At 52.9% G+C, this 12,248-nt stretch carries 9 protein-coding genes and 7 pseudogenes; 8 read left to right on the forward strand and 8 right to left on the reverse strand.

The window, feature by feature from the left end:
- Positions 1–193: 193 nt before the first annotated feature.
- A complete protein-coding gene (locus tag FFH21_RS07510) occupies positions 194–1,108 on the forward strand; it encodes a carboxylate/amino acid/amine transporter (RefSeq protein ID WP_011168051.1) in 915 nt (304 codons plus the stop codon).
- On the opposite strand, the gene FFH21_RS07515 is transcribed toward FFH21_RS07510, so the two are convergent.
- Positions 1,081–1,815 carry an SDR family NAD(P)-dependent oxidoreductase gene (locus tag FFH21_RS07515; RefSeq protein ID WP_004657574.1) on the reverse strand — a complete coding sequence of 245 codons (735 nt, stop codon included), beginning with the start codon at positions 1,813–1,815 and terminating at the stop codon, positions 1,081–1,083. The genes FFH21_RS07510 and FFH21_RS07515 overlap by 28 nt on opposite strands.
- A 74-nt stretch (positions 1,816–1,889) precedes the next feature.
- Positions 1,890–2,345: pseudogene (locus tag FFH21_RS07520) on the reverse strand (Bro-N domain-containing protein); the annotation flags it as partial.
- Between FFH21_RS07520 and FFH21_RS31000 the strand changes: the two are divergent.
- From FFH21_RS31000 to xopAF, 3 genes and pseudogenes are all read left to right on the forward strand, one after another.
- Positions 2,329–2,871, forward strand: a pseudogene (locus tag FFH21_RS31000) (RHS repeat-associated core domain-containing protein); the annotation flags it as partial. The pseudogenes FFH21_RS07520 and FFH21_RS31000 sit on opposite strands and share 17 nt — an antisense overlap.
- A gap of 21 nt (positions 2,872–2,892) precedes the next feature.
- Complete coding sequence (locus FFH21_RS07530) at positions 2,893–4,152, forward strand: IS256-like element ISPsy17 family transposase (protein WP_004663377.1); 1,260 nt, start codon at positions 2,893–2,895, stop codon at positions 4,150–4,152.
- Positions 4,153–4,717: 565 nt separating this feature from the next.
- Positions 4,718–5,359, forward strand: coding sequence for a XopAF/AvrXv3 family type III secretion system effector (gene xopAF / locus FFH21_RS30490; RefSeq protein ID WP_306110113.1), 642 nt, complete (start codon positions 4,718–4,720; stop codon positions 5,357–5,359).
- On the opposite strand, the pseudogene FFH21_RS07550 reads toward xopAF, so the two are convergent.
- A pseudogene (locus FFH21_RS07550) lies at positions 5,360–5,747 on the reverse strand (transposase); the annotation flags it as partial.
- A gap of 115 nt (positions 5,748–5,862) precedes the next feature.
- Here FFH21_RS07550 and FFH21_RS07555 point away from each other — a divergent pair.
- The 4 genes and pseudogenes from FFH21_RS07555 to FFH21_RS30495 all read left to right on the forward strand — a co-directional run.
- Positions 5,863–6,213, forward strand: a complete 351-nt coding sequence (locus FFH21_RS07555; protein ID WP_004664187.1) for a hypothetical protein — start codon at positions 5,863–5,865, stop codon at positions 6,211–6,213.
- A gap of 144 nt (positions 6,214–6,357) precedes the next feature.
- A pseudogene (locus tag FFH21_RS07560) lies at positions 6,358–7,128 on the forward strand (transposase); the annotation flags it as partial.
- Between the two features lies 1 nt (position 7,129).
- Positions 7,130–7,795, forward strand: a pseudogene (locus FFH21_RS07565) (IS256-like element ISPsy17 family transposase); the annotation flags it as partial.
- Positions 7,796–7,870: 75 nt separating this feature from the next.
- Positions 7,871–7,948: pseudogene (locus FFH21_RS30495) on the forward strand (DUF1349 domain-containing protein); the annotation flags it as partial.
- Positions 7,949–8,004: 56 nt separating this feature from the next.
- On the opposite strand, the gene FFH21_RS07575 reads toward FFH21_RS30495, so the two are convergent.
- The 5 genes and pseudogenes from FFH21_RS07575 to FFH21_RS30505 form a co-directional block, all read right to left on the reverse strand.
- Positions 8,005–8,442 (reverse strand): DUF3757 domain-containing protein, encoded by a 438-nt coding sequence (locus tag FFH21_RS07575; protein WP_011168056.1) that lies wholly within the window; start codon positions 8,440–8,442, stop codon positions 8,005–8,007.
- Positions 8,443–9,857: 1,415 nt separating this feature from the next.
- Entirely contained in the window at positions 9,858–10,433 is a 576-nt protein-coding gene (locus tag FFH21_RS07590; RefSeq protein ID WP_004664169.1) for a DUF1349 domain-containing protein, read from the reverse strand.
- A gap of 239 nt (positions 10,434–10,672) precedes the next feature.
- Positions 10,673–11,128: pseudogene (locus FFH21_RS07595) on the reverse strand (type IV secretion protein Rhs); the annotation flags it as partial.
- A 199-nt stretch (positions 11,129–11,327) separates the two neighbouring features.
- Entirely contained in the window at positions 11,328–11,897 is a 570-nt protein-coding gene (locus tag FFH21_RS30500) for an imm11 family protein (RefSeq protein WP_004664165.1), read from the reverse strand.
- Entirely contained in the window at positions 11,890–12,243 is a 354-nt protein-coding gene (locus FFH21_RS30505) for an AHH domain-containing protein (protein WP_080572393.1), read from the reverse strand. Before FFH21_RS30505 ends, FFH21_RS30500 begins: the two co-directional genes overlap by 8 nt.
- Positions 12,244–12,248 lie beyond the last annotated feature (5 nt).

Raw genomic sequence — 12,248 nt, forward strand, 5'->3', positions numbered from 1 at the left:
TTAAGGAAAAGTTGCGTGATATAGGCTATATTTTCGGCGAAACCGACGACATGTGCGTCAAACATACGACTGTCATATTTGTGACGGGTAACGCGGGGCGCGGCGACGGGTTGGCGTCAAAAAGCGGCGGCCGTTGAGTGGACAGTGAGTGACGCAACCGCTATGGTCGCGCCCTTCAAAAATGGGGGCAGGCATGGGTTATCTACTTATCGTCACACTGATTCAGGCGTTTTCGTTCAGCCTGATCGGTGTTTATCTGGCCGGGCACGTCGACAGCTATTTCGCGGTGCTGATCCGCGTGGTGCTCGCTGGTCTGGTATTCATCCCGCTGACTCGCTGGCGTCAGGTCGAACCGCGATTCATGCGTGGCATGCTGCTGATCGGCGCGCTGCAATTTGGCGTCACGTATGTCTGTCTGTACCTGAGTTTCAGGGTGCTGACCGTGCCGGAAGTGTTGCTGTTTACCATCCTCACGCCATTGCACGTGACGCTGATCGAAGACGCGCTGAACCGGCGCTTCAATCCTTGGGCCTTGCTGGCGGCTATGGTCGCTGTGCTGGGGGCGGGCGTGATTCGTTACGATGGCCTGGACGGCGACTTCCTCGGCGGTTTTCTGCTGCTGCAACTGGCCAACTTCACCTACGCCGCCGGGCAGGTGCTGTACAAACATCTGGTGGCACGCCACCCCAGCGATCTGCCGCATTACCGACGTTTCGGCTATTTCTACCTGGGCGCACTGGCGGTGGTATTGCCCGCGTTCCTGATGTTCGGCAACCCGCAACACCTGCCCGAAGCGCCGACCCAATGGATCGTACTGTTGTTTCTCGGCCTGTGTTCGACGGCGCTGGGCATGTATTGGTGGAATAAAGGCGCGTGCATGTTCAATGGCGGCACACTGGCAGTCATGAACAACCTGCATGTGCCGCTGGGGCTGTTGATCAATCTGCTGATCTGGAACCAGCATGAAGACTTCACCCGCCTGCTGATTGGTGGCGGGGTGATCGTGGCGTCGGTGTGGATCAGTCGCCTGGGCGTGCGGCGTGCGGCGTGTGCCGGAGAGCGTTTCCGGCACGCGTTGAGTCACACGTGCTGGCCGCCGTTGACGTGAATCTCCGCACCGTTCACGTACGACGCGCCAGCCGTGCACAGGAAGTAGATCAGCGAAGCGACTTCCTCGGGCTTGCCCAGCCGGTGCATCGGCACCAGCCGCTGGACAATTTCCGCCGTGCCGGGTGACAGAATCGACGTATCGATCTCGCCCGGCGCAATGGCGTTGACTCGTATCCCGTGCGGGCCGAAATCGAAAGCCATTTCCCGGGTCAGTGCCGACAACGCGGCCTTGGACGTGGCATAGGCGACCCCGGCAAACGGGTGAACCTTCGAGCCGGCAATCGAGGTGACATTGATAATGCTGCCCTTGGCCGCTTTCAACTCGTCAAACAGCCCGCGAGCCAGCAGCGCTGTGGAGAACAGGTTGACGTTGAACACCTTGATCCAGGTGCTGTAATCAGACTCCAGAACGCCCATGCGACCGCCTTCCGCCGTCTTCGGCGAAACCCCTGCATTGTTCACCAGCGCATCCAGACGCCCGCCGAGCTTGTCCTTGATCGCCGCCATGCTCGCGCTGACGCTGTCGATATTTTCCAGGTCCAGATGGATATGATTGAGCAGGCCTTCAGCCCACGGACAGTCATCCACCCAGTTCTGCCTGGACGCCGTGAAAACTTCCCAGCCTGCGGCATTGAAATGCTTGACCGTGGCATGACCGATCCCCCGGCTTGCGCCAGTCAGCAACAGCTTTTTCTTGTCGCCCATGAGTGCGTTCCGGTTTTGAGGGTGGATGCATCATGTTTTTTGGCGGGCGGGGTGTCAACGCTGTTTGTCCGGTGTCAGGCCGCAGAACGTATGCGGTTAATCCGCCTCAAGACCCTGCGCCATATTGCCCGCTTCGGCTGGGGTGCTGCCTCGGTCACCACATTCGGCATGTCCCGTAAGCGAATCCAGGTTTCACTGCGCCAGTGCAGCACGCTCAGCGAGGTGCCCGGCCACTGCAATTGACTCATTCTGGGGTTATCCAGCGTCACGCTCTGCTGATCATGCAGCACCGTCAGCACCTCATGCGTCAGCCACTGACGCAACGCGCGGTTTTCCGGCACGTAATGATGAACCAGCAACGCCAGCACGCCGGATTCGCTGATCATCAGCTGCCGCTGGCATTCGCCATTGGCCTGCAACCAGACCTCGCGATGCTGATCGGCATCAAGCTTGAGCGTGGCACGCTCGTCCAGCGCCTTGCCCATCAGACGGGCGAGGTCAGCGAGGGAAAACCGGGCCTGGGGAGCGGTTGAGAAGCTGGTGGTGAACGAGGTTGAGCAAAACCTGCGGTTTCAGGGGCAGTATTTTGATGTCCAGACGGGGTTGCACTACAACACGTTTCGGTATTACGACCCGGAGATTGGGCGGTTTATTACGCAGGATCCGATTGGGTTGGAAGGTGGGTTTAATTTATATCAGTATGCACATAATCCAGCAGCTTGGATTGATCCATGGGGCTTATCTGAATTACTAGGCCTTGTGAATGAAGCTCACGCTTTGCTTGATCCTACCGCGCAAAAGTTCAAGACTACTGCTTTGGGAATGGATAGCAAAGGGGGATTATTCATTGCATCAAGCGATAAGACCGTGCCTAAAATTCAACGAGAGTGGGCCCAAGGTAAAGGGATTAATGTCGTAAATGGGCAGGGCCATGCAGAGGAAACTATAATAAAAGCAGGTAAAGGCGCTACCAATATAGATGCATCGAGAGGGGTATGTTTGGACTGTGAACACTTAATGAAGGGAGACTGTCAGAAATTTTGTGTTCGGGCATAACATGTAGCTAGAGGTGCATGTATGCCGACCAAAAAGAAGTCCGCCAATGCAACAGCGAGGGAGTTGCCCTCGATTCCCCAAGAGCTGATCGAGCAGTTTGTTAAAGGCCCGATGAGCGCCGAAGCCATTCAAGACGCGTCCATGGCGTTCAAGAAGGCTCTGATCGAGCGTGCGCTAGGCGCCGAGCTGGGTCACCACCTTGGTTACCCTCAGGGCGCGGAGCGCCCTGAGGGGGCGACCAATCAGCGCAATGGCAAAAGCAGCAAGACGGTTCTGACCGACGACGGGCCGCTTCGCCTGGATATCCCCAGAGACCGCGATGGTAGCTTCGCCCCGATCCTGATTCCCAAGCACGAACGACGTTTTACAGGCTTCGACGACAAGATAATTGCCATGTACGCCCGGGGCATGACGGTGCGTGAGATCCGCGCTTTTCTATCTGAGCAGTATGGAACTGACGTGTCCCATGACTTCATCAGCTCAGTCACCGATGCGGTCATGGAAGAGGTGGGCGCTTGGCAGCAACGACCCTTGGAACCGATGTATCCGGTGATCTTCTTCGATGCGTTACGGGTCAAAATCCGGGACGAGGGGTTAGTGTGCAACAAGGCTATTTATCTGGCGCTGGGGGTATTACCTGATGGCACGCGCGACATTCTGGGTATATGGATCGAGAGCACCGAGGGTGCCAAGTTTTGGATGAAGGTGTTCAACGACCTCAAGACTCGTGGCGTTGAAGATGTTCTGATCGCCGTCACGGATGGCCTCAAAGGAATACCGGAGGCGTTGGGGGCGGTTTTTCCTGCCACGACGCTGCAAACCTGCATCGTGCATCTGATCCGCAACAGCTTGGACTATGCCGCTTGGGATAAACGTCGGGCACTGGCCAAAGCACTCAAGCCGATCTACCAGGCGATCAATGCCGATGTGGCTGAGCAAGAGCTTAACGCCTTTGAAGCGGGCCCCTGGGGCAAGCAGTATCCGACTGTAGTTGCTGCATGGCGTCGCGCCTGGGATCGGGTTATACCGTTTTTTGTTTTTCCGGCGGGCATTCGCAAAGTGGTTTACACGACCAATGCCATCGAGAGCATCAATGCCCAGTTACGCAAGATCATCAAGACTCGAGGGCACTTCCCGACCGATGAGGCTGCGACGAAACTGATATGGCTTGGGTTGCGCAACATCACCGCCAACTGGGGTCATGCGGCACACGACTGGAAAGTGGCAATGAATCAATTTGCGATCCTGTACGGAGACCGATTTACCAGACCGAGCTGGTAAAACAAGGGCCTGCCTGACGGCAGGCCCTAACCAGCCCGAACACAAAAAAACTGATACTCCCGATATGGAACCGCTGAAGAGTTTTAGCCACTCAGTAGCTTTCTTTTTTGAGCTACACGCATGCGCGTATCCAACTGTTCAGCACATACGATCAAACATACCATTCAAACGTGTGCCGCCCGCTCGACATTGAGCAGTGTCGCAATCGAAATCCAAGCATCACATAACCAACGGAAAGCAAACTAGCGAATTCTATATATTAGCCATGTGGGGCGTGGCAACGACCATATTAATTTTTCGGTCATGTCGCTGCGCGCCTATCGCTTAATCCTACATCGAAGAGAGAACCGTCATGGGACTATGTATTTCAAAACACTCTGGCAGCAGCTACAGCTACAGTGATAGAGACCACTGGGAAGTGCCCGTAAACCCTTCAAACGTCAGAGCTGTATCCAGTCATCAAACGGCATCTGCGAGCGATAGAGCCTCAGACAAGGTGGACGAACGTCCTGCAACATTTTCTCATTTTCAACTCGCGCGGTGCGGCGAAGATTATACTCTTAGTATGGTTTCTTTAGCAGCTTATCAAGCAGAAAGACGGCATCGCGGTAATTTAATAAAAGATCGTAGTCAATCCGCACTTCCCTGGGTGCAGGTATATCACTCTGAAACAGGCCTGAATTACAGTTTCCAGATTGACAGAACCACGACTGTCAAAGTGGCCGGATTCAACTACAATGTCCCCAATGATGGAAAGACTCGGCATTTATACAGCGCCGGCACGAGCCAGGTAAATATGCCTGTCATCGCAGACAACATGAGTGCGTGCATTGCTGTCGCGTGTGCGGCGGAAAACGTAGATGCCGGCACGGGTGAACGTAGGCCGGGGGCGAAAGTTCGCGTATTCCATCTGATCCCTTTTCGTCACGAAGACCTTATGCCAAAACAAGTTTTAGCGTCTGTGCGCGATTATCTGCGGGATATTAAGGAACAGGGGCTAACAATGCGCGCAGCCCTGCATGGAGGAAATAGAGAGGGTGATTTCTCAGTCAGCACTGCGGAGGCATTGAAAAGCCTGTTTGCTGATGAAGGAATCCCGCTTGAATTCGACGAAACTTGCGCAAACCGAACATCTGAAACACTGCTTGGCGCCGTTATTCTTAATGACAACTCGACTCAATTCATAAAGCATTTGGTCGCTTTATGACACGATACTGCAGCTGTCGGCAGCGCTTCGATTTTGCCTGAACAGTTCGTAGACGAACCCGTGTTTTTTTTGGGGGTGGAGCCCGACGTCGCAAGCAGTGGTCGTAGTAGCAAGAGCGAGGTGTCCTTTTTAAAACGGATTTCTCCCGCTCAAGACGGGCAATCCGGGCTTCCAGTTCTTGGATTTTCTGCTGCTCTGGCGTCAGGGCTTTGCTCTGCGGGATTACGCCATTGCGCTCCTGCTAGAGCTGGCTCACCCAGCCACGCAGCGCAGACTCGACAACTCCCAGCGAACGTGAGGCCTCGATGTGGCTGTAGCCTTGATCAAGCACGAGGCCTGCTGCCTCACGCTTGAATTCAGTGGAAAGGTTACGGCGTTGTTTGGTCATCAGACACCTCTATCTGGCGATATTAGCAGCGACAAGTCTGCCTTTTCGTTCACTTGCCTACCCCCTCTAACGGGTGAGATGAATCATGCGTACGGGATGGGCCACAAGAAAACGTATGAGCTATGACATAATCATCTTAAAGCCGGTGGGCTCCCGCACTGATAATCTAGCAGACGTTGATGAAGTCCTGGATATCGGGGATGAAGCATTGGTTCTCAGGTCCTTAGCGCTGGTGCTCCCGGGGTGCATTCAAGGGGTGTTTGTGAAGGACGAATCCTTCACAATTGAGGGCAGCCTTTCAGGAAAGCCGGTGACGTCCATCCATTTATCACTTAAGTTCGGCGCGTGTTGGTCCGATTCATCCTTCAGCGTCGTTCAAGGGCTTCTGTCAGAGCTATGCGATTCCCTCCAGACTCACGCATTTTCGGTAACTGACAACACCCTGATCAGTGCGCCCGGTGACTAGGCGCTGATTCTTCGGGTCGGTCAGACACCGGTCGCTTTCTGACAATCACGGTCCGTCCGCTTCTGGCCGATTCTGTTGAAAAAGTAGCTCTCCTGTTTGGCCTGGGGCAAAATCACTCCATCGGCCAGCGGGAGAATACGCAGCATGATGGGACAGTTATCGAGTGGGCAGGAGCGGCTGTTTTACTCGTTCAACATTGAAGATCACATCCCAGCCAATCACCTCCTGCGCAGCATTGATCGATGCCTCGACCTCAGCGATCTGCGCCATTATCTCGCCGATTTTTATAGCCCAATCGGGCGCCCATCGATTGATCCCGAACTGATGATTCGCCTGTTGGTGGTGGGCTACTGCTACGGTATTCGCTCCGAACGTCGGTTGTGCGAAGAGGCTCATTTGAACCTGGCGTATCGCTGGTTCTGCCGCTTAAGCCTCGAAGACGAAGTCCCCAATCACTCTACGTTTTCCAAGAATCGGCATGGTCGCTTTCGTGACAGCTCGCTGTTTCGCTGGCTGTTCAACGAGGTGCTGCGTCGCTGCATGGACGCAGGTCTGGTCAAGGGCGAAGGGTTTGCGGTCGACGCCAGCGTCATCAAGGCAGATGCCAGTCGGCAACGTGGCGTACCTGGCGATGACGAAATCAACTGGCGCGATCCGGCGCTGAGTACTCGCGCCGTGCGTGAGTACCTTGAAGCGCTGGATGAAGAAGCGTTAGGCGAAGCACTGCCTAAGCGCCTGTCAGTGACTGATCCACTTTCTCGTTGGACCGCAGCGCCAGGAGGCCCGGCGTTTTTCGCCTACTCGACGAACTATCTGATTGATGTCGAGCATGGCGTGATCATGGATGTGGAACCGACCCCAGCGCATCGAACCGCCGAGGTCGAGAGCACCAAGACCATGATCGAGCGGGTCGAAGATCTTCTTCGATGCGTTACGGGTCAAAATCCGGGACGAGGGGTTAGTGTGCAACAAGGCTATTTATCTGGCGCTGGGGGTATTACCTGATGGCACGCGCGACATTCTGGGTATATGGATCGAGAGCACCGAGGGTGCCAAGTTTTGGATGAAGGTGTTCAACGACCTCAAGACTCGTGGCGTTGAAGATGTTCTGATCGCCGTCACGGATGGCCTCAAAGGAATACCGGAGGCGTTGGGGGCGGTTTTTCCTGCCACGACGCTGCAAACCTGCATCGTGCATCTGATCCGCAACAGCTTGGACTATGCCGCTTGGGATAAACGTCGGGCACTGGCCAAAGCACTCAAGCCGATCTACCAGGCGATCAATGCCGATGTGGTTGAGCAAGAGCTTAACGCCTTTGAAGCGGGCCCCTGGGGCAAGCAGTATCCGACTGTAGTTGCGGCATGGCGTCGCGCCTGGGATCGGGTTATACCGTTTTTTGTTTTTCCGGCGGGCATTCGCAAAGTGGTTTACACGACCAATGCCATCGAGAGCATCAATGCCCAGTTACGCAAGATCATCAAGACTCGAGGGCACTTCCCGACCGATGAGGCTGCGACGAAACTGATATGGCTTGGGTTGCGCAACATCACCGCCAATCAGACCATACCGTGGTGCACGTGAAGCATGTGCCAGGTATCTCGTTGGCGAATGATTTCACCACTCATTGCATGTGCTGCGTATTCAGCACTCCAGCGACGGGCTGCGCTGGAGGTGGTGGTCTCTCATTTCGAGGTCATGCCTGCACTGGGCAAGGATTTGCATGATCTGACTTGAGTGACTCTTCAGCCGGCCATTGCAGGCCCGCTGAAGAGCGACATGCTCACCTTGTTTTACTTAACAACGATGAACTTGCAGTTTTCAGGTGATGTTTTTTCACATACGTTATAGACGAGACCCAAAAAACCATTTTCTTTTTTCCAGGTACTGCCTGCAGTTTTTACAGTGAAATCCTTATTGTTTTTAGCGATGAAGCGCATGTCCAGCATCTCGCGCCCACCGATGTTGTAGGTACAGTATTGCAGCATCTGAGGCGCGTCTGCGCCCTCTTGAATAGCGATGGCCAGGTCAAAGGACTGCACAGGCATTTTCTTTGTTACAACGCCTTGCAGCACGCCGGTCCACTCGCCGTCATTACCGCTCGCCCGGTATACACCGGGTGAGACCTGTTCGATCTTCTCCACGGCAGGGCAGTTTTCCGCCGCTTGAGAGGTCAGGGACATGCCCAGCAGGCAGGTAGCAATTGCGGCGCTGATTAATACTTTTTTCATGATATTCCTTTGATTGAGAATTTAATTCTTGATGTGTTTATATGAGCGTTAGTGCGGATATTTGACGCAGTTGCACAGCGCGTGCTTGTTGTCAGGTACGCCAGTTGGTTGCATGTTTCTGTTTGGTGTGTGGCAGTGGTTTTGTTACTTATTGTTTCGTTGTTAAAGGCGTGCGTATTTTAGTAAATATTTGATCGTATCCAGTGTGGATGAATTTATCTTAGGCGCTAGAGTGTTTATTGTATGCACCTTCAGGCCTTAATTGTTTGTAGGAAATGGCGTTGGTTTGTGTGGGGATAGTGGGCTGGCCGATTACTCCTGAAGCCCTGTCCACATAGGCATGGCAAGGGCTGCGCGCGGGATGACGACTCGAAACGCCAAGCCGGGGGCTTCACCAAGGCTTGGTTCGTGAAAGCTACTCCCCACAGGCGTACGCACCAATAATGCCTTTGCGGTATCCGCATAGGGGAACCGAATTCTTTGGCTAACAGGATGGCAGTTGTTGCCCACTAGATCTAACGCCGAAGCGGGGAGTATCAGTTTTTTTGTGTTCGGGCTGGTTAGGGCCTGCCGTCAGGCAGGCCCTTGTTTTACCAGCTCGGTCTGGTAAATCGGTCTCCGTACAGGATCGCAAATTGATTCATTGCCACTTTCCAGTCGTGTGCCGCATGACCCCAGTTACAGTGAAGCCAGAGTTGGGCGTTGAGTATGTATCATCAACCCAGCGGGGCGTTTCAGTATAGGCCTGTTAAAGCCCACACTCCTTCCTCACAGGCTCGACCATTAGCGAAGCTGGCGGTTCCCCTGTCTGCCGATCTATTACTGCTAACGAACATTGGCCTTCGAAAGCTGACGGAGTCACCTTATAGGTCGCTCCCTCCTTAGGAATGAAGCTGCTGACGTTCAAACAGCTTATCTGCACCCAAGTCCGGTTGCGATCCTCTAGTCGTTTGACCCCTACAATGAGTGAATTCAGATAAATGCGTTTCTCGGGCTTAATCAGAAAGCGATTCTTTTCAGGTTCGGTTTGAGAGACACCGCCCAGAGCGCCGGTCTCATCTGTGTCTTGGCAAAGACTATCGTAGTAAGCCCAGTACCCTTGAAACCCTTCGTGGAGAAAGTCAGTTTTACCCCACGCGGCCTCTATCGTGGCGTGGGGCTCCGTCAACTTAGCTTGCTGATAGTGGCCCACACATCCAGTAAGAAAAGCCAAGCAAAAAATCAGGAAAGGTCTATTCAAGGTCACACCCAAGCAAAGAAGAAAAGCACCTGAAGGTATTGACTGCTTATAGCTAAACTACAGCTACTTTCTGTAGAAAGTTAAGGCGGAGGAATCAGAACTATGCACAACTGAGGTCCGAAGGTAGACCTATGCGCAGCCAGCAGTGGCCGGTAAGAGCCTACCCGTAAGCAACTCACGTCAGATCATGCAAATCCTTGCCCAGTGCAGGCATGACCTCGAAATGAGAGAACACTACCTCCAGCCCTCCCCGCTCCGGGCTGCAGCACATTGGGCCTACGGCATAAGACTCACTCACGGGAAATGGTGCCAGGCGCAGCAGCGGCCAGCGCAGCCCGTCGCTGGAGTGCTGAATACGCATAACGCCCTTGGCGACCGTGACTCGCAGCCAGAGGCCGGATGACGACTCATCAAACGCACCCGTCGCCCAATCCGATTGCCCGCAGGTCAGAACGCTGCCCAGCATCAGGGCTCCGTCGCTGACTTCAACGCCGGTTTTGACCCAGTTGCGCTCGTCAATGCGGACCATCAAGCCCGCCTGATCGTAAAGCGTCTTGAAATCACCCTGCACATGCACTTGCGCAGTGAAATCACCGGTCACCGAAACACCTAGAAAATGACCCGTATCGCGGCAAAAGCCATAGTGCGTCTGTTGCCAGAAATCGGTTTGCGGATCTGTGGTGACTGTCAGGCGCTCTTCCGCCACGTTCCAGTGTCGGGGTTGGTTCAGCCAGATGCCTTTGTCGAACATGTTGCCTCCTGTGTGAACTGCATGCCGAGGACAGATTACTAACCAGATCGCCAGCAGCTATTTTCGTACCATACAGAAATTCTACAGGGCAACATTACTCAGTGGCTTATCATCAAGGCCTGCCCTGAGCTCTCCCGTTGGGGCATGCGGGTTTGCCTTGGTCGGTTTTATAACCATTGGCAAGGCCACATAGCCCGCACCCTGATAACGCATGCTGTCCTTATACTCCGCTACGGTTCTAGGCGAATGGCATTGTCGTATTCGTAGGTGATGGTTTGCCCTTTGGCATCCTGTCGCCATTTGGGCAGGCCACGACCGTTGCGCAGCAGTTGGGTAGTCTGGCCCTTGCCGTCGGTGTGGGTCAGGACCTGGCCCAGTTCGTTGTAGGTAAAGGTCTCGTGGGTGCCATCCGGGTGGTTGATGCGCAGCACTTCGCCGTCGGGTTTGCGCTCCAGAGTGGTGGTGTTGTTCAGGGCGTCGGTGACGGCGACCAGATGACCGCGATCGTCATAGCGGTAATAAGTATCTTTGCCTGAACAGTCCTGAAAGTGCTCAACCTGAGCGAGGCTGTTCCACCACAGGTATTTGGATTTATAGGTCGCATCAATGATGGTGTGTGGCAGGCCATCTTCACTGTTGAGGTATTCGGTCTTGTGGCCCAGCGCGTTGATCTCACCCAGAAAATTGCCTCTGAAATTATAGAGAGACTCCCATTGAGGTAATAGACCTGAGTGATCACATGGCGGTAGTGGTTTTCAAATCCACTATTCAATAAAATAAGAGGGCTAGTGACTGAGGCAAAGTTGGCAGCCACTAGCATCGCCTGCTTTGTTATTAAAGAGCATTAAGCCCAAGTAGCAGAAAAAAAATAATAAAAAGCACGCCCCATTGAACTCAGGCTTTGAGAATATGCTCTTTGAATTGCAGACCTCGCACTTTATTAATCTCGCATAAGTCTTTAACACGAGCTGTAGCTAGTATAGTTGTAAAGTCCTCCTCCGCTCTAAAAATATCGACACCTATATCCACATCATCTTTAAGAACGATTTCAGTATATATTTTAGGCCCGTCGGGCAGATAGCTCACAAGCGGCTCATTTTTTGATTTTTCTTTATCAAAAGCGCTAAGTCTTGAGGTGGGGTTAAAAAATTTATAGCCTTCATATTTTTTTCCAGATATATACACGTTTGCGTCAAAAAATTGAACTCCAGAAACATTGGCTTCCAGTAATAATTTATGGAATCTAGGGCTGATAAAATTAGGGCCATCACTGAAGAAAAAATCGTATTTAAGGATCCCATTGGTGCTAGCTCTTGACGTCGAGGTAAACTCAACCAGTACATCCTCACTTATCTCCATTCCTTTTTTCAAAAGAATAGGGTCTTGACCTGTTAAGACATTACTTTTAAACCAATAGCTCTCTGGATAAGAGCTAGATATGTTGATAATGAAAATCTTAGCCACAAGCAATACCTCTCACAGATGCAGAATTTAACTTAGTAGTGCCAGATCGCAATCCTTTACGCTCATCTGCTATAATGCCGTTTACTACTTTTTCGTAATCTCCCTTACTCCAACCATTGACCTTTCCGTAATCACTAGCCACATCAAGCTTTTTCTCAATTCTGGCAGTGTACTCAGCATGAGAACCTCGATGAACTGTTCTGGTAGGATGACTTTCGGCATATTTAGGCAGGTAAATAATATTTGAAACCTTATGAATATTCATGCCAGCTGCTTTGATAGCCTCATGATTTGCTAATTGCTGAGGGATTATATGGTGCTTTTGAAAGCCCGAAAGAGCTTGCATGGTGT

The organism is Pseudomonas sp. KBS0707 (genome assembly GCF_005937945.2).
GTDB lineage: Bacteria > Pseudomonadota > Gammaproteobacteria > Pseudomonadales > Pseudomonadaceae > Aquipseudomonas > Aquipseudomonas amygdali.

Coding starts and splice junctions, on each gene's coding strand:
- FFH21_RS07575 (WP_011168056.1), bottom strand. CDS start 8,442: ATGAAAAAAGTATTAATCAGCGCCGCAATTGCTACCTGCCTGCTGGGC.
- FFH21_RS07530 (WP_004663377.1), top strand. CDS start 2,893: ATGCCGACCAAAAAGAAGTCCGCCAATGCAACAGCGAGGGAGTTGCCC.
- xopAF (WP_306110113.1), top strand. CDS start 4,718: ATGGTTTCTTTAGCAGCTTATCAAGCAGAAAGACGGCATCGCGGTAAT.
- FFH21_RS07555 (WP_004664187.1), top strand. CDS start 5,863: ATGAGCTATGACATAATCATCTTAAAGCCGGTGGGCTCCCGCACTGAT.
- FFH21_RS07510 (WP_011168051.1), top strand. CDS start 194: ATGGGTTATCTACTTATCGTCACACTGATTCAGGCGTTTTCGTTCAGC.
- FFH21_RS07515 (WP_004657574.1), bottom strand. CDS start 1,815: ATGGGCGACAAGAAAAAGCTGTTGCTGACTGGCGCAAGCCGGGGGATC.
- FFH21_RS30505 (WP_080572393.1), bottom strand. CDS start 12,243: ATGCAAGCTCTTTCGGGCTTTCAAAAGCACCATATAATCCCTCAGCAA.
- FFH21_RS07590 (WP_004664169.1), bottom strand. CDS start 10,433: ATGTTCGACAAAGGCATCTGGCTGAACCAACCCCGACACTGGAACGTG.